Origin of the sequence: Micromonospora sp. WMMD1076 (assembly GCF_029581475.1) — a bacterium.
Lineage (GTDB): Bacteria > Actinomycetota > Actinomycetes > Mycobacteriales > Micromonosporaceae > Micromonospora > Micromonospora aurantiaca.
Map to the genome: position 1 here is coordinate 5,675,986 of NZ_CP120862.1, position 16,856 is coordinate 5,692,841.

General features: G+C 75.6%; 12 protein-coding genes and 1 pseudogene. 6 read left to right on the forward strand and 7 right to left on the reverse strand.

The window, feature by feature from the left end; genetic code table 11:
- Positions 1–53 precede the first annotated feature (53 nt).
- Positions 54–362, reverse strand: coding sequence for an AzlD domain-containing protein (locus O7622_RS25520; RefSeq protein WP_282310696.1), 309 nt, complete (start codon positions 360–362; stop codon positions 54–56).
- 189 nt (positions 363–551) lie between these two features.
- On the opposite strand from O7622_RS25520, the pseudogene O7622_RS25525 reads away from it, so the two are divergent.
- Positions 552–785 (forward strand): annotated as a pseudogene (locus O7622_RS25525) (cupin domain-containing protein); the annotation flags it as partial.
- On the opposite strand, the gene O7622_RS25530 reads toward O7622_RS25525, so the two are convergent.
- From O7622_RS25530 to O7622_RS25540, 3 genes are read right to left on the reverse strand one after another with little or no spacing between them, the layout of a single operon-like run.
- Positions 769–1,761: an ATP-binding cassette domain-containing protein gene (locus O7622_RS25530; protein WP_282310697.1), complete on the reverse strand. Its 993-nt coding sequence runs from the start codon at positions 1,759–1,761 to the stop codon at positions 769–771. The pseudogene O7622_RS25525 and the gene O7622_RS25530 overlap by 17 nt on opposite strands.
- Positions 1,758–2,558, reverse strand: coding sequence for an ABC-2 family transporter protein (locus O7622_RS25535; RefSeq protein ID WP_282314225.1), 801 nt, complete (start codon positions 2,556–2,558; stop codon positions 1,758–1,760). The genes O7622_RS25530 and O7622_RS25535 overlap by 4 nt, the downstream gene beginning before the upstream one ends.
- Before the next feature lie 55 nt (positions 2,559–2,613).
- Positions 2,614–3,465, reverse strand: a complete 852-nt coding sequence (locus O7622_RS25540; protein WP_348774040.1) for an ABC-2 family transporter protein — start codon at positions 3,463–3,465, stop codon at positions 2,614–2,616.
- Positions 3,466–6,894: 3,429 nt separating this feature from the next.
- Here O7622_RS25540 and O7622_RS25545 point away from each other — a divergent pair.
- Positions 6,895–9,012, forward strand: a complete 2,118-nt coding sequence (locus O7622_RS25545; RefSeq protein WP_282310699.1) for a WG repeat-containing protein — start codon at positions 6,895–6,897, stop codon at positions 9,010–9,012.
- A gap of 70 nt (positions 9,013–9,082) precedes the next feature.
- On the forward strand, positions 9,083–10,081 hold the full coding sequence (locus O7622_RS25550; RefSeq protein WP_282310700.1) for an aldo/keto reductase family protein: 999 nt from the start codon (positions 9,083–9,085) through the stop codon (positions 10,079–10,081).
- Between the two features lie 52 nt (positions 10,082–10,133).
- Here the strand turns inward: O7622_RS25550 and O7622_RS25555 are convergent, their stop codons facing one another.
- Positions 10,134–10,928: a site-2 protease family protein gene (locus O7622_RS25555; protein WP_282310701.1), complete on the reverse strand. Its 795-nt coding sequence runs from the start codon at positions 10,926–10,928 to the stop codon at positions 10,134–10,136.
- Positions 10,925–11,125 (reverse strand): hypothetical protein, encoded by a 201-nt coding sequence (locus O7622_RS25560; RefSeq protein ID WP_282310702.1) that lies wholly within the window; start codon positions 11,123–11,125, stop codon positions 10,925–10,927. The genes O7622_RS25555 and O7622_RS25560 overlap by 4 nt, the downstream gene beginning before the upstream one ends.
- A 269-nt stretch (positions 11,126–11,394) precedes the next feature.
- Between O7622_RS25560 and O7622_RS25565 the strand changes: the two genes are divergently transcribed.
- From O7622_RS25565 to O7622_RS25575, 3 genes are all read left to right on the forward strand, one after another.
- Entirely contained in the window at positions 11,395–13,446 is a 2,052-nt protein-coding gene (locus tag O7622_RS25565) for a bifunctional adenosylcobinamide kinase/adenosylcobinamide-phosphate guanylyltransferase (protein ID WP_282310703.1), read from the forward strand.
- Positions 13,436–14,209, forward strand: a complete 774-nt coding sequence (gene cobS / locus O7622_RS25570; RefSeq protein WP_282310704.1) for an adenosylcobinamide-GDP ribazoletransferase — start codon at positions 13,436–13,438, stop codon at positions 14,207–14,209. Before O7622_RS25565 ends, cobS begins: the two co-directional genes overlap by 11 nt.
- Positions 14,210–14,272: 63 nt before the next feature.
- Positions 14,273–15,562 carry a DUF2314 domain-containing protein gene (locus O7622_RS25575; protein WP_151013767.1) on the forward strand — a complete coding sequence of 430 codons (1,290 nt, stop codon included), beginning with the start codon at positions 14,273–14,275 and terminating at the stop codon, positions 15,560–15,562.
- Positions 15,563–15,572: 10 nt separating this feature from the next.
- On the opposite strand, the gene gcvT is transcribed toward O7622_RS25575, so the two are convergent.
- On the reverse strand, positions 15,573–16,697 hold the full coding sequence (gene gcvT, locus O7622_RS25580) for a glycine cleavage system aminomethyltransferase GcvT (protein WP_282310705.1): 1,125 nt from the start codon (positions 16,695–16,697) through the stop codon (positions 15,573–15,575).
- Between the last annotated feature and the right edge of the window lie 159 nt (positions 16,698–16,856).

Genomic DNA, 16,856 nt, shown 5'->3' on the forward strand with positions numbered 1-16,856 from the left:
TCCGCCCCCGGCGGTGAGGGGCCGATGTCGTACGGGGCCGGACGATGCCGCTGTCAGGACACCACGAGCAGGCGCAGCACCGCGGTGGTGGCCGCCGCCGCGACCACGACCAGCACGAACGGCGCCCGGCGCCAGGCGAGCAGCAGGCCGACGAGCACACCGGCGGGCCGGGCACAGCCGACGAAGCCGCCGGCCTCGGTGAGCGCCGCGGTGGCGGCGAGCGCGGCCAGCAACGTGGCGGCACCGACCGGCAACAGGTGACGGGACCACTCCGGCAGGTCGAGCCGGTCCCGCAGCAGCACCCCGGCGACACGGAAGCCGTAGGTGCCGGCGGCCAGCGCGAGGATCACGGCGATCAGCACGGGACCTCCCCGGCCCGCACGCCCCGACCGGCCCCGCCGTCGTCGACCGGTCCGCCGGTCCCGTGCGGCGCGGCACCGGAACCGGCGGGCACGGCGACCGGGTCGCCGTCCGGCACGCGGCCGGGGTCGTCACCCGGCGCGGCATCCGGATCGGGCGGCCCGGCGTCGGGGTCGGCCGGGGCGGCTTCCCGGGACGTCTACGTGATGGGGCTGGAACCCGGCGCGGTACGGCTCGCCGAAGCGCACACCCCGCGCAGCGTCGAGCACGCCGTGGTGGCCGCCGGGCGGATGCGCGTCGGCCCCGAAACCGACCTGGTCGAGCTGGAGCCGGGCGACTACGCGACCTTCCCCGGTGACACCCCGCACCGGTACGAGGCGCTGGCCCCCGGCACCTTCGCCGTACTCGTCATGGAGCACCCGTGACCGCTGACGCCACGCCCGCGGCCGGCGCCCGGTAGAGCCGGGTCACCACCTCCTCGACGTCCGGCTCCATGATCGAGATGTCACGCAGCGTGGTCAGTCCGGCCAGCCCGGCCACCACCTCGGCGACGCTCGCCCGCTCCAGCGCGAAGACCAGCCGCCGCCCGTCCGCCTCCACCCGCTGCACCGGCGCGCCGGGCAGCACCGGCGGCTCGGGCAGCGCCGCGTCCAGCTCGGCGACCACCATGCGGCGCGAGCCGTACCGGCGGTGCAGCTCGGCGATCGACCCGTCGTGCACCACCCGCCCGTGGTCGATCACCACGAGCCGCCGGCACAGCCGCTCGATGTCGGCCAGGTCGTGCGTGGTGAGCACGAGCGTGGTGTCCCCGGCCCGGCCCAGCTCGGCCAGGAAGCCGCGTACCGCCTGCTTGCTCACCACGTCCAGGCCGATCGTCGGCTCGTCCAGGAACAGCACCTCCGGGCCGTGCAGCAGCGCCGCGGTCAGCTCGCCGCGCATCCGCTGACCCAGCGAGAGCTGCCGGACCGGGGTGTCCAGGAACCCGTCCAGGTCGAGCAGGTCCCGGCAGCGGGCCAGCCGGGCCGCGTGGTCGCCGGCCGGCACCCGGTAGACGTGTCGCAGCAGGTCGAACGAGTCCCGCAACGGCAGGTCCCACCAGAGCTGCGAACGCTGCCCGAACACCACCCCGATCCGTAGCGCCAGCCGGGTCCGGTCGGCCACCGGGCGCAGCCCGCACACCCGGGCCCGCCCCGCCGACGGCGTCAGCACGCCGGTGAGCATCTTCAGCGTGGTCGACTTCCCGGCGCCGTTCGGGCCGATGTAGCCGAGCATCTCGCCGCGCTCCACCCGCAGGTCGACCCCGCCGACGGCGGTCACCGTCCGCTTCTCGCGCCGCAGCGGACCGACCTTCACCCGGACCGTGAACTCCTTGCGCAGACCGTCCATCTCGATGACGCTCATGACCCCGTACTCCGGTAGTGACGGACCCCGACGCGCCAGGCCAGGGCGGCCAGCGCCGCCGCGACCACAGCGACGCCCGGCGCGGCCCAGCCCGTCCAGGGCGGCAGGCCGAGCGGGTCGGCGCGGCCCAGCAGCGCCAGCGCCGGGTGGTAACTGACGAAGGCGAACCCCATCCCGTACGCGAACAGCGCGCGGAACCAGCCGCCGTACACGGTGATCGGGTACGAGGTGAAGTCGCGCCCGCCGTAGGTGACCGCGTTCGCCAGCTCGCCCGAGTCGACCCAGTAGAACGACACGGTGGCGGTCATGACGAAGACCGATCCGAAGAAGACCACAGCGGCCGTCGGAGCGACCACCGCCAGCGCGATCCGCCCCGGCGTCCAGTCGATCCCGGCCGAGACGAGCGCGAACAGCAGCACTGCGAGCCCGAACACGGCCCGGGACAGCTTGCGCAGCGGCAGGTCCATCAGCAGCAGTTGCGGCAGCGCACCGAGCGGGCGTACCAGCACGGCGTCGAAGAGGCCGGTGCGCACGTACCGGGGAAGCCGTTCGATGTTGCCGACCAGCAGGTCGGCGGTGGCGAAGCCGCACGACGACAGGCCGACCACGACGAGCGTCTCGCGCAGCGTGAAGCCGCCCAGCTCCCGCGTCACGCCGAAGATCACCAGGACGGTGACCACGTCGAACACGGTGGCGCCCACGTTGCCGACCAGGTCCACCACGAACGACGTGCGGTACGCCGCCTGCGAGCGCGCCTGCGCACCGAGCAGCGCCCGGTACGCGCGTAGTTCAGCCAGATCAGCCACCCTGGAGGCGCTCACGCGCTCAGCCACCCTGGGGGCGCTCGCGCGCTCAGCCACCCTGGACCACCAGGCGGCGCTCGGCGCGGCGCTGCACCAGCCGGCACAGCGCCAGCAGCAGCACCGCCCAACCGGCCTGCACCGCGACCAGGGTGAGACCGGTGGACATCGGCTCCCGCTCGACGAGCACGTCCAGCGGCACCTGGAGGATGCTGGGGAACGGGGTGGTGTACCGCAGGACCGCCTCCATCTGGCCGGGCAGGAAGCCCAGCGGGAAGTAGAGGCCGGCCAGCACGCCGGAGCCGAGCGTCCACAGGATCATCGGGCCCCGGACGTCCTGTAACCAGTACGCCGTGGCGTTGACCAGGTAGCGGCAGCCGAAGCAGACCACCACCGCGAGCAGCGCGGAGAGCAGGAACAGCGGCACCGTGGCCCAGTGCCGGGGCACGTACACCGCGAAGAAGAACGGGCCGACCACCAGCGGCGGCACCAGCCGGGCCAGCGACGCGAACCCGGCCCGGCCCAGGTCGGTGGCGAGGTAGCTGGTCACCGGGTGCACCGGCCGCAGCAGGTCGGCGGCCACCTCGCCGGTACGGATCCGGTCGGCCAGGTCGGTCCAGCCCCAGATGGCGATCACCGCCAGTAGCCCCTGGCCGGCCCAGACGAACGTGGCGAGCTGCGCCCTGTCGTAGCCGGCCACGGTGCCCGCCGCACCCGTCGCCGCGAGGAAGATGTAGCACCGCAGGAAGCCGAACACGGTGTTGGTGCACAACCCCGCCACGGCCGCCTGGCGGTAGGTCGCGTGCCGCCGGAACCCGGCCGCCGCGATCGCGCCGAATGTCCGAAACCATGGGGTAACGTGTGCGCCGGTGGGTGGTGCCACAGTGGCGGTGACCGAGCCCACGCCGTTACCCTCCTTCCGCAGCCACGACGTGCTGGACCGGGCGACTGTACCGGCACGTCCGGCGCCCAGGCGCGAGAATTTCCAATGAGGTGACACCGCCGTGAGCGAGCGACGCGAGCCGGCCCCGGGGCCGTCCCGCGCGAGCGGCGGGAGGGGTTGCCGATGAGCGGCTGGGGCAGCTGGCGCGAGCCGGCCGAACCGGCCTGGGCCGCCGAGCCCACCCACGAGTGGCAGCCGCAGTTCCCCGGGCAGCGTTACCCGGGTGACATCGGCATCGAGAACCTGACGCCGCGTCCGCGCCCCGTTGTCGGCCGCGCCGAGGTACGCCCGGTCAGCCCCGCGCCCGACGAGGACACGTACCCGGTGAGCCCCGCCGGTGCCCGGCCCCCGGGGCACGGGGGCGGACGCCCGGCTGGTCCGGCCGGTCCACGCGACGCCTACCCGGTCAGCCCGGCCGGCGGTCATCCGGTCAGTCCGGCCGGCCCGCGCGGCGGTGAGCCCGTCAGCCCGGCCGGTCCGCACGGCACATACCCGACCAGCCCGGCCGGTCCGCACGGCACATACCCGGTCAGCCCGGCGGCCCCGCGCGATGCGTACCCGATCAGTCCCGCGGTCCCGCCCGGGGTGCACCCGAGCAGCCCCGCCGGGCCACGCGGCGCGCATCCGGACGGAACGGCAGACCCACGCGGCGGGCGTCCGGACGGACCGCCAGGGCCACACGGCGGGCACTCGGACACGCCAGCGCCACGTGGCGTGCATCAGGGCGGACCGGCAGGACCGCGCGGCGGGCACTCAGCCGGGTCGGCAGGACCACGCGGCACGTACCTGGACGGGCCGGCCGCCTCGCGCGGGGCGTACCCGATCGGTTCCGCCGGTTCCGGCGGACAGCGCCCCGAGGGGCCGGACGAGCGGCGCGGGCATCCCGACGGCCCTGACGCGGACGGCCGCCGGCCCCACCGCCCCGGTCCGCACCCGGAGCGGCTCGACCAACGCTGGGTACGCCCCGACGGCCCACCGCGCCAGGCCGTCCAACCGGGCTGGATGCCGGAGCCGAACGAGACCCCGCACCCCGCTCCGCGCAGGCACGCCCCGACCGACGGCCGTCCGGCGGCTTCCGGTGAACGATGGGGCACGCCACCCGACGCTCGCCAGGACCACTCCCCCGGCGGACGCCGCGAACCCCTGCCCGATGGTCGTCGCGGCCCCTTCGTGGAGCCGCCACAGGTCGATCTTGCCCGTGGTCGGCGCGGTCCCGGCGTTGACGGGCGTGACCAGGCCGTGCCGCCGTCGGAGCGGAGCACTGCCGGCCGGGGCGAGCCGGGCCGGCGTGAGCCCGGCCGCGACGGCCGGCGCGAACCAGGCTGGAGCGAGCCGGGCCACGACGGCCGGCGTGAACCCGGCTGGGGCGGTTCGGGCCACGACGGCCGACGTGAGCCCGGGCGTGACGGCTGGCGCGAGCCCGGCCCACGTCCCCCGGCGGACCGGCGCGACCCGGCCGGTGGCCGATGGGACGATCGTGCGCCGGGCCGCGAGGCCGCCGCGTACCCGGAGACCCAGCGCCGGGCACCCGAGAACGGGCGGCCCGCGCAGCAGAGCGAGCCCGACCGGTACGGCGCGCAGGGACACCGTCCGGCTGACCCGCAGGCCTCCGCCCCCGTGCGGCCGGGCACCGACCAGCGTTGGCAGCGCCCGCCGGCCGATCGCCCCCGCCCGCACCAGGGCGAATGGCCCATCATCGAGCCCCGCCCCCGGCCGGAGCCCGACGCGTACCGGCCGGACGACCGGCACCGCCCACCCGTGGACCGGCCGGTACCGCCCCGGCACCCGATGCCGCCCGCCGACGGTCCACGCCCCGACGCGCGCCGTCCCGAGCAGGACGGTCCCGTCCGCCCGGATCCACGCGACGCGCGGCCCGCCGGTCCGGGCGCGCAGCCCGACGGCACCGGTCCGCGTCCTCACGCCACCCGGCCGCCCATCGCCCCGTCCCGCCCCGACGCCGCCCCGTCGCGCCCGGAAGCCGGTCGAGGGCAGCCGGAGCAGGACCATCGCCGGCCGGACGAGATCGCCGCGCGTTCCGACGATTCCCGGACGGCGCTGCCGGACGAGCGCCGGACGCCTCCGGACGCACCGGGGACGACGCGGCCTGGGCGATGGCCCGATACTCAGCCGGTCCGAGGCGCCGAGGGCCGGAGCACGGTCCCGGCCGGGCAGCCGCGCCCCGACGACCGTCCCCGCCCTGGCCAGGCGGTGCCGGATCCGCTGTCGACACCGCGCACGCCCACGCACTCCGGTGACGGCTCGCCGTCGACCGGCCGGGCCCCGCTGCGGCCCGTGCCACCGGCTGGTACGGACGAGCAGCACCGGATGCCGGCGCCGGGTCGGACCGAGGAACGTCAGGAGCTTCCGCCGGCCGGTCCCGTCCAGCCGACCGGGGCCGCGCCGGCTCGTCCCGCGCCGCCCACCTATCCGGGCCCTGCCCCGACCCGGCCGACAGCGCCACCACCGGTCGTCCCGGCGACGGGCCCTGCCGGCCCGGAGGCACAGACGGCTCCGCCCACGACCGGCACGGGCAGCCGTCCCGTTCCGCACACGGACGCCAACCGTCTGGAAGCCGAGTCCGGAGCGACCCCCGGAGTGGGCATCCGACCCGCGCCGGGCACGGGCACGGGCACGAATACGGGCACGGGCACGGGCACGGACGGTCCCGGATCCGGCGCGTACTCCGGAGCGACGCCCGACACGAGCGCCCCTGCGGTCCCGGACGCGGACGCCGATCGCCCCGTAGCCGACCCGCCTCCCCGGACCACTCCCGGCGCCCCGATCACGCCGAGCACCGACGCCGACCGTCCGGCGGTCGACGCGCACGCCGAGACGACGTCCCGGACCGCCACCCACGCCACGCCGACCACCGGCCGGCCCGATGCCGAAGTGGACGTCCAAGCCGTGTCCGGGGCGGACATCACCCGTCCGCAAGCCGACGCGGACACAGGGCCCGCACAGGGCACGGACCGCCTCGGAGCCGACACGTCCTCCGACCGGGGCGACAAGCCGTCGGAGAACGGCCGACCGGCGGAGAGGACACCTCAACCGTCCCCCGGCGCCGAGGCGTGGTTCCGCCCGAACCAGCCCGCGGAAACCCCGAAACCGCCGGAGATCTTGGACGATTTCGGCCCCTCTGAGGGCCCTTTCGTACCAAGATCTCTGCCCGGCCACGCGACCTCGGGTGGCGATCGCCGTGAGGTGCCGTCCGTCGAGATGTCGGCGACTGCCCTCGGGGTACCACTGCCAAGCGCGCACCCGACAGTCGACGACGTGCTCCCGGCGAAGGGGCCGGAAGCCGCAGCGGACGCGGCGGAGACGAACGCAGCGGACGCGAGGAGGACTGCGGAACTCGATGCCGCGGTACCGCCAGGCGCTGCAGTGCTCGCCGTGCCCGGTTCGAGCGGCGGTCCGGCACCGGCGCCCACTGCCGACGCGAACGCACCCGCACCCACCAGCACCAGCACCAGCACCAGCACCAGCACCAGCACCAGCGAACCCGCGGACACCCTCGCCGCACCGCCGGCACCCGCACCCGCACCGGCACCGGCACCGGCACCGGCACCGGCACCGGCACCGATCGTCACCGCCTCCGCCGTGGACGCGCCAGCCGCCGGCGCATCGGCCGATGCCGCAACGACCACCGGCTCGCCGGCCGCACCCGTGCACGCGCCGATCACACCGTCGGCGGTCGAGCCGACGACGGCGGACACCAGCGTCCCCGCACCCGACGGACCGGCCGCCGGCCCGTCGCCGCAGGCAGCCGCAGCGACCACACCCGAGCGGCCCGTCCCCGGTCCGGAACGCACCCCGAACGATGTCGCAGCCTCCGGCACCGCCGAGGCCCGGCAGGACGGCGCGGCACCAGAGACCACTGCCGACGAGACGGCACGCGAGGCCATTGCCGAGGACACGGCCGAGGAACCAGCGGCGGTCGACGGCATCGCCGGTGCCGACCACTCCGCGCCCACATCGTCCACCCCGGAACCGGTCGACACGGTCGCCGACGTGGACGGCACCGGTGCCGCGCCGGCGCGACAGGCGCAGACCGAAGACGCCGGACCGGCCCCGACCGGCACCGAGCACGCCGGCAGCACCGAGCACGCCGACGCCGACGACGCGCAGGATCGGCGTACCCCCGAAGAAGCCGGGACCGACGACGGCGCCGAACCTGCGGCGGACGCCGAGCCGCCGCCTCCTGTCGACCCGGAGCAGGCCCTCGCCGCGGTCGGCTGGGAGCTGGATCCGCGGACGCTGCGCGAGCAGGCCCCCGACCCGGCCCAGTTGCGGGCCATCCGGGACGGGCTCACCGGCAAACTCGACACCACGCTCGACAACCGCAGCCGGTCCCGGCTGCTCAGCCTGCGCGCGGTGGCGTCCCGGATCCTCGGTGACCTGGACGACGCGCTCGGGGACGCGCGGCTCGCCGTCACGTACGCGGAGGCCACCGGCGAGTTCCGGCGGACCGCGCTGGCCCGCGCGCGCCTCGCCGAGGCGCTGCGGTGGCGGGGTGACCACGCGGAGGCCGACCGGCTCTTCGCCGAGGCGAACTCGCCGGAGCTGCCGGACCGGCTGCGTGCGCTGCTGCACGAGCACGCCGGACGGTGCTGCTTCGACCAGGGCCGGCTGACCGAGGCGTGCCTGCACTTCGAGCGGGCGCTGGACCTGCGTCACGGCGGGGACGCGCAGCTCAACGCCCGGGTCGAGGTCGCGCTGGACGCGGTCGCGCAGCGGGCCGCCGCCGACGGCTTCGGGCCCGCGCCGCGCCGGCCCGAGGAGGTGCTCGGCACGCCGCGTCCGCCGGTGGCGACGTTCGACGAGGAGCAACAGCTCTGGGGGTACGCGGATGCCGGCGGGGAGATGGTCATCGCGCACCGGTACGCCGAGGCGCAGCCGTTCCACGAGGGAATGGCCTGGGTACGGCGGCCGGAGGCGTCCCGGTGGGCGCTCGTCGACACGTCCGGCGCGGCGCTGATCGAGGCGAACAACGGCTACCGGGCGGTGGTGCCCTTCTCGGAAGGGCTGTCCTGGGTGTCGATGGACGGCAGGAGCCGGTGGATGGCAGTCGACCGGATGAACATCGTGAAGATCCCGCCCGGGTACGAGGAGGCGCGGCCGTTCCGCAACGGCCTGGCGGCGGTACGGCAGAACGGCGGCTGGGGCGCTGTGGACCTCACCGGCGAGGTGGTGGTGCCGACCCGCTACCACAGTCTCGGCACGCCGCTCGCGGACGGCCGGGAGGTCGACGGGTTCACCGCCGACGGACTGGCGGTGGTCGAGCTGGCCGGCCGCCGGGGCGTGGTGGACCGGGCCGGCCGGGTGGTGGTGACACCGGCGTACCCGACGGTGGTGGTGCATCCGGTGGCGTTCCTGGTCGCCACCGAGTCGGGCCGGTGGGGCGCGCTGGACCGGCGCGGCGAGCCGCTCATCGACCCGGTGCACCCGGGCCGCGCGGCGGTGGTCGCGGAGATCGACCGGCTGCTCGCCGACGCCAGCCCGGTGCTCTGACCCGCGGGTCACGCCGCAGGCGGGGAGCGCCGGACGACGTCCGGGACCGGGCGGGTCTAGGGTCGGGAGCATGGAATTCCGTCACCTGGGCCGCTCCGGCCTGATGGTCAGCGAGATCTCGTACGGCAACTGGATCACCCACGGCTCGCAGGTCGAGGAGGACGCGGCGGTCGCGTGCGTCCGCGCCGCGATCGACAGCGGTATCACCACCTTCGACACCGCGGACGTGTACGCGGGCACCCGCGCCGAGTCGGTGCTCGGCCGCGCGCTCAAGGGCGAGCGTCGCGAAGGGCTGGAGATCTTCACGAAGGTCTACTGGCCGACCGGTCCCGGCCGCAACGACCGGGGTCTGTCCCGCAAGCACATCATGGAGTCGATCGACGGCTCGCTGCGCCGCCTCCAGACCGACCACGTGGACCTCTACCAGGCCCACCGCTACGACTACAGCACCCCGCTGGAGGAGACGATGGAGGCCTTCGCCGACGTCGTACGCTCCGGCAAGGCACACTACATCGGCGTCTCCGAGTGGAAGGCGTCCCAGCTGCGCGAGGCGCACGCGCTGGCCCGTGAGCTGCGCATCCCGCTGATCTCGAACCAGCCGCAGTACTCGATGCTGTGGCGGGTCATCGAGACCGAGGTGGTCCCCACCAGCGAGGAGCTGGGCATCGGCCAGATCGTCTGGTCGCCGATGGCCCAGGGTGTGCTGTCCGGCAAGTACCTGCCGGGCCGGCCGCCGCCCGCGGGCTCCCGCGCCACCGACGAGAAGTCCGGCGCCGGGTTCATCGCCCGCTTCATGACCGACGACGTGCTCACCCGGGTGCAGCGGCTCAAGCCGCTGGCCGAGCAGGCCGGGCTGACCATGCCGCAGCTCGCCGTCGCCTGGGTGCTCCAGAACCCGAACGTCTCCTCGGCGATCGTCGGCGCGTCCCGGCCGGAGCAGGTGCACGACAACGTGAAGGCTGCGGGTGTGAAGCTCGACGCCGACCTGCTCAAGGCGATCGACGAGATCGTCGAGCCGGTCACCGAGCGGGATCCGGCGAAGACCGAGAGCCCGGCTCAGCGCCCGTGACGTCGCGTCGTTCCCGGGCCGGCTCGGACCGGCCCGGGAACGACCGGGCCGGCTACTCCCAGAAGCGGATCAGGGCGTAGCCGATCTGGTACAGCTCGCGCGGCAGGCCGAGCGCGTCGCCGACGGCGAAGACCGCGCCGAAGAACGCCCGGTTGATCTGCGGGCTCCACAGCAGCGCGAAGAGCAGAATGAAGCCGTACGGGGCGAACAGGTCGTACATCCGCCGGTAGGCGGGGCTGAGCCAGGGCTGGAGCATGTTGCCGCCGTCCAGGCCCGGTACCGGCAGCAGGTTGAGCACGCTGGCGGTGAGCTGGAGGAACGCGAGCAGCCCGACGCCGGCCCAGAACTCCAGCGGCCCGCCCAGTTCCGGCCCCCACGCCACCGCCGCCACCAGCACCAGCGTGAACAGCACGTTGGTGGCCGGCCCGGCCAGGCTGACCAGCGTGTGCCGCAGCCGGCCGGGGATGGCGTGCCGGTCCACCCAGACCGCGCCACCGGGCAGGCCGATACCGCCGAGCAGCACCACGACCACCGGCAACACGATCGACAGCAGCGGGCTGGTGTACTTCAGCGGGTTGAGCGTGAGGTAGCCCCGGTGTGCGATGTCCCGGTCACCGGCCCGGTACGCGACCACCGCGTGCGCGTACTCGTGCAGGCACAGCGAGACCAGCCAGCCCGAGACGACGAAGAGGAACACGTCGAAGCCGACGTTGCCGTACCGGTTCCAGGTCATCACCCCGGAGGCGACGAACAGCGCCACCAGGACCAGGAAGATCGGGCTCGGCCGGAACGCCGCCCGGGGCACGCCGAGGACCAGCGGCTCGCCCGGGCGGTCGTAGCCGGTCATTCGGCCGGAGGTTGCAGGCTCATCCGGTAGTCCTCCCGGTCGTCCTCGACCAGCACGACCGTGGTGACGCCGGATGCCGCGAGCTCCCGCCAGCTCTGGCCGATCCACGACTCGGCGTCCGCCTGGCTCGTGAACGACTCGGCCGGCCCGTCGGCCGCGTCGCCGTTCGTGCCCTCGTACCGCCAGCTCCACGCCATGCCGCGTCTCCCCTCGCCGCCGTCGTCCCGCGGGACGCCAAACCTCCGCAAGCCTAGTCGGCCCCGCCGACGACGGCCCGCCACCACATGGATCATGCCCACCCCCACCGCCGGGCCGCACCCGCGATCTTGCGGTTTCCGCCCCGACAGGTCGGTCATTCCCGGCATACCGGGGGCCACAAGTGCAAGATCAGCGCTGCGAGGGGGCGGGGAGGGGGTGGGGAGGGGCGAGCTGCCCGGAACGCGGGCGGGCGAACTAAGGTACGGGCATGTCCGTTGACGGGTGGCACACCCTCCTGGTGCTCGGCGGTATCCGCTCCGGCAAGTCCGAGTTCGCCGAGTCACTGGTCGCCGACGCGCCCACGGTCCGGTACGTGGCCACCGCCCCGGCCGGGGATCCGGAGGACACCGAGTGGGCGACCCGCCTCGCGGCGCACCGCGCCCGCCGCCCGGGAAGCTGGAGCACCGAGGAGACCGCTGCGGATCCGGGCCGGTTGGTCGAGGTGATCGCCGCCGCCGGACCGAACGAGACGCTGCTCGTGGACGACCTGGGCGGCTGGGTGACGGTGCTGCTCGACCCGGCCCACCAGCCGGCCGACGACACCGCGACGATCGCCGAGCTGGCCGCGGCGGTGCGCTCCAGCACGGCCCGGCTGGTGCTGGTGAGCCCGGAGGTGGGCCTGTCCCTGGTGCCCACCACGCCACTGGGCCGGGCGTTCACCGACGCGCTGGGCGCGACCAATCGCGCGGTCGCCGACGCCTGCGACGCGGTCGCGCTCGTGGTGGCCGGTCAGACCGCCTGGCTGAAGCGGGCCACTTCGGCCCCCGCGCACGCCGTGCCGCCCACGCCCACGTCGCCCGAGGCCGAGCCCGGCCGCGCCGCGGCGCCCCACCACGCGGTGGCCCAGCCCGCGGCACCCCAGACCGCAGCCCCCTTCTCCGCGGCACCCTGGACCACGGCACCCCGGCCCGCACCGAACCGGGCCGCACCGAACCAGACCGCGCCGGCTCAGGCCGTACCGGCCGACCTCGGCGCCGGGGACGTGACGCTGCCCGAGGTGCTCACCCCGGCCGCCACCCCGGTGCCCGCCCCGGCCGCCCACGACTCGTCGAGTACGGGCGACTGGGCCGCACCCACCATGGCGCTGCCGATGATCGCCACCGGTCTGGTCATCCAGCCGGGCATGGAACTGCCGATGCCCGACGACTACACCGGGCCGCAGGCGGTCGACCGGCTCGCCACCCTCGACATCGCCGGCGCCGGTCTGGGCGCGCTGGAACAGGTGGTCGGCTTCGCCGCCGCCACCCAGGGCACCTCGACGCCGCGTCCGTGGGAGTCGGTGCGCGTCCTGCTGATCCAGGGCGACCACGAGGGCGGCGCGTCGGCCGGCGCGACGCCCGGTGAGTCGGCGCGCCGCGCCCGGCAGGCCCGTGCCGGCCGGGGCGCACTGGCCCGGCTCGCCGCCGAGAACCGGGCCGGCCTGCAGATCGTCGAGGCGCCCGTCTCCGCGCCGATGGAGGACGGCCCGGCCCTGTCCGCCGACGACGTCGAGGCGGCGCTGCGCTACGGCTGGCGGCTCGCCGAGCAGGCCGCCGACGCGGGGGTGCAGCTGCTGGTGCTCGCCGCGTGCGGTGCGGGGGCCGAGGCCGCCGCCGCGGCGGTGCTCGCGGCGACCGCGGGCGCGGAGCCGCCGACGGTGCTCGGCCGGGTGGTCACCGAGCAGGGCGAGATCGACGACACCGCGTGGATGGTCCGCTGCGCGGCGGTGCGGGACGCGCTGCACCGCACCCGGCGCTCCGCCCGGGAGGCCAAGGACGTCCTGGCCGAGCTGGGCGGTGGCGACATCGCGCTGGCCACCGGCGTGCTGCTGGGCGCCACCGCCCGCAAGGTGCCGGTGCTGCTGGACGGGCCGGTCGGCACCGCCGCCGCCATGGTCAGCCGCGACCTGGCCGGCCAGGCCCGGCACTGGTGCCTGCTGCCCGACCACGGCGGCCGTCCGGGCGTACGGCTCGCCGCCGACGTGCTCGGCCTGACCCCGCTGGTGGACCTGCGGCTCGACCTGGGCGAGGGGGCGACCGCGCTGGCCGCGCTGCCGCTGCTGCGCTCCGCGCTGACGCTCGCCGCCACGCTGCCGGTGCACCCGTCGCTGGGCGGCCCCGACGACAGCGACAGCGACACCGACGACGGCACCGGCACCGGCACCGGCGACGACGGCCGGAGCGACGACGAACCGGACTTCGCCGAGCCGGAGCCGGCCGGGCCGGGACCGACCACGATCGGGGCCGACGAGCCGGTCTCCCCCGGCCGGCGTGCCGACTGAGGCGCGGCTCGCCGACGGCATCCGGCTCGCGCTCACCACGTTCACCACCCTCCCGGTACGCGCCGGACGCGTCGACCGGGCCGCCGCCGGCACCGCGATGGCGCTCGCCCCGCTGGTCGGCGCGCTGCTCGGCGCCGTACTCGGCGGGGTGCTCCTGCTCACCGGCGTGCTCGCGCCACCGCTCGTCGCCGCGGTGGTCACAGTGGGGCTGGGCGCGCTGCTCACCCGGGGCCTGCACCTGGACGGGCTGGCCGACACCGTCGACGCGCTCGGCTCGTACCGGCGCGGTCCGGCCGCGCTGGAGATCATGAAGCAGCCGGACGTCGGCCCGTTCGGGGTGGTCGCGCTCGTGGTCGTACTCCTGCTCCAGAGCGCGGTGCTCGCGGAGCTGGCCGGCCGGGACGCGCTCGCCGCGCTCGCCGCGGTGGTCGCGGCCACCGCGGCCGGTCGGCTCGCCGTCGGCCTGGCCTGCCGGCGCGGCGTGCCGGCGGCCCGGCCGGAGGGCCTGGGCGCGCTCGTCGCCGGCACGGTCGGGTGGGCCCCACTGGCGCTCGGCGCGGTCGCCGTCGCGCTGGCGGCGGTGCCCGCGGTGCCGGGCCGTCCGTGGCAGGGGCCGCTCGCCGTACTCGGCGCGCTCGCCGTCGCCGCCGGGCTCCTCCGGCACCTGGTACGCCGCTTCGGCGGCATCACCGGCGACGTGCTCGGGGCGCTCGTGGAGATCGTCACCACGCTGTCCTACCTGGGACTGGTGCTGACCGGCTGAGCGTCACCGGTCCGGGCGGGTAGCGTTCGGGGCGGGTGCACCGGCGCGGTCGAGGGGGACGGCATGCTCATCACGGACGACTTCCTGCCGGTACCGGTGCCCGAGTCGCTCGACGCGACCTATCTGGTGCCGATCACCGGGCTGCCGAAGGTGAGCCCGAAGACAGCCGTGGAGGGGCTGGCGGGCCGGCTCGCCGAACCGGTACACGGGCTGGCCCGGCAGATGCTCGACAGCCCGCTGATGACGGTGGACACCCGCACCGTCGACGAGTTCCCCGAACTGCCACCGGACCTGCTCACCGCGTTCGGCGCCACCGAGGAGCAGCTGGCCCGGCTGGCCGCCGCCACCCACCTGGTGGTGGTGCAGGCCGAGTACCGGCCGGGCTGGCCGCCGGCGCACGAGTGGGCCGCCCGCGCGGTGGCCGCGGCGGTCGCCGAGACGGTCGGCGGGGACGTGGTGGACGTCTTCGGGCTCCAGTTCCTCGACCCGGCGGCGGCGCTGCGCTCGCTGCCGGACGAGCAGGGCCGGATCCGGCTCGTCGACTGGGTGCTGGTGCCCTACTCCTCCGACTCCGACGGGCTGTGGTTCACCACCAAGGGGCTGCGCCGGTTCGGGTTGCTGGAGTTGCAGGCGCAGGGCGTACCGGACCACCTGACCCGGGCGTGGGGCGCGGTGATGACAGGTGCGGCGCGGCGGCTGCTGCGGGACTGGACCGACGGGCTGGCCGGCGAGGAGGTGCCGGCGTTCGTACAGCTTCCGGTGCTGGCCACGGTGACCGGGCACGACATCGCCGTGGCGTACGGCAATCCGGAGCAGCACGGCGCGACAGCGCCGGTGCTGCTGCGGCTGGAGCTGGACCCGGCCACCGACCCGGACGCCGACTCGTTCCTGAGCCTCAACCCGCCGCCCGGGCATCCGGGTCCGCCCGGCCGCTACTTCGCCGCCGCCTGCGCGACGCTGTTCAACGGCATCCAGCCGGACGTGCGCTACACCCGCACCGGCGACGCGATGAGCCGCGCGGTGGAGACCGCCCGCGCCGCGCTGGGCGACATCCGGGCCCGCTTCCTGGCCGGGCGGCTGCCCGAGGAGAGCCAGCTCGTGGTCAAGTACGGCCTGCCCGGCGACGACGGCCCCGAGTACGTCTGGGCCGGGGTGACCTCGTGGGACACCCCGGAACGGATCGTCGGCGCCAGCGCCAGCGACGCCAACACCGACCCGAGCGTGCGGATCGGCTCGCCGGTGGTGGTGGAGGCGTCGGACGTGGTCGACTGGGCCGTGCTGGACGGCACCGGCGTGCTGGAGGGCGGCTGGACGCAGGCAGTCCTCGACGCCGGGGAGCGCGGCGAGGACTGACCCGCGCGGTTCAGCGCACCGAGGGCTCGACGAACGGCGGCCGGGTCAGGCGCATCCGGGCGCGGCGGCCCCGGATGTCCACCTCCAGCTCGTCCCCGTCGGGCAGCTTCGGGTCGGTGTCGACGAGCGCCAGGGCGATGCCGTGCTTGAGCGTCGGGCTGAAGGTGCCGCTGGTGACGGCGCCGACCTGCCTGCCGCCCGCGTAGACGGCCATGCCGGGGCGCGGGATGGCCCGGTCGACGGCGGTGAGGCCACGCAGCGTACGGGGCGGGCCGGCGGCCTTCTCGGCGCGCAGCGCGTCGCGGCCCCAGAACGCCGCCTTGTCCCAGCCCACCGCCCAGCCGGAGCGGCCCTGCACCGGGGTGATCTCCGGGGACAGGTCCTGCCCGTGCAGCGGGTAGCCCATCTCGGTGCGCAGCGTGTCCCGGGCGGCCAGGCCGCAGGCGCGCACGTCGCCGGCCGCGGCGAGGATCGCGTCCCAGACGGCGACCGCGTGCTCGGACGCAACGACCAGCTCGTAGCCCAGTTCGCCGGTGTAGCCGGTGCGGCACACGGTCAGCTCCACCCCGTCCAGGGTGGCGGTGGAGAAGCTCATGTAGTCGTGCCCGGTGGGCAGGCCGAGCGCGCCCAGCAGCTCCGCCGAGCGCGGTCCCTGCACGGCGAGCACCGCGTACGCCTCGTGCTCGTCGGTGACTGTGACGCCCTCGGGCGCGGCGGCGCGCAGGCGGCGGGCCACCTCGGCGGTGTTGGCCGCGTTGGGCACCAGGAAGACGTGGTCGTCGGCGTGCAGGTAGGCGATGATGTCGTCCACCACGCCGCCGGTGGCGTCGTCGCAGCACAGCGTGTACTGCGCCTGGCCGGGGGCGATCCGGCCGAGGTCGTTGGTGAGGCAGGCGTTGACGAAGTCCGCCGCGCCCGGCCCGGTGACCCGGATCTTGCCCAGGTGCGAGACGTCGAACACGCCGACGCCCTCGCGGACGGCCGTGTGCTCCTTGAGCACGCCGCCACCGGCGTACTCCAGCGGCATCTGCCAGCCCCCGAAGGGGGCGAACTTCGCGCCGAGCGCGGTGTGCCGCTCGTGCAGCGGGGATCGGCGCAGCCGGGTCTCGGCGGCGTCGGAGGTCACCTCGGTCATGGGTGGCAACTTACCGGCCCGGACCGCTGTGGTTAGCATCGGCGGGATCCCGCCGGCACGCATCGGCGGGACAGCCACGCCTCCCGGCGGGTAGGTTGCCGCCGGAGAGACCTTCATCGCCGGTACGCGACGACGCGGCCGGCCCGGCCCGCCCGGAGT

Excerpts from the sequence above, each read along its gene's own strand:
- O7622_RS25530 (WP_282310697.1), bottom strand. The coding sequence starts at position 1,761 with ATGAGCGTCATCGAGATGGACGGTCTGCGCAAGGAGTTCACGGTCCGG.
- O7622_RS25550 (WP_282310700.1), top strand. The coding sequence starts at position 9,083 with ATGGAATTCCGTCACCTGGGCCGCTCCGGCCTGATGGTCAGCGAGATC.
- O7622_RS25555 (WP_282310701.1), bottom strand. The coding sequence starts at position 10,928 with ATGACCGGCTACGACCGCCCGGGCGAGCCGCTGGTCCTCGGCGTGCCC.
- O7622_RS25560 (WP_282310702.1), bottom strand. The coding sequence starts at position 11,125 with ATGGCGTGGAGCTGGCGGTACGAGGGCACGAACGGCGACGCGGCCGAC.
- O7622_RS25565 (WP_282310703.1), top strand. The coding sequence starts at position 11,395 with ATGTCCGTTGACGGGTGGCACACCCTCCTGGTGCTCGGCGGTATCCGC.
- O7622_RS25575 (WP_151013767.1), top strand. The coding sequence starts at position 14,273 with ATGCTCATCACGGACGACTTCCTGCCGGTACCGGTGCCCGAGTCGCTC.
- gcvT (WP_282310705.1), bottom strand. The coding sequence starts at position 16,697 with ATGACCGAGGTGACCTCCGACGCCGCCGAGACCCGGCTGCGCCGATCC.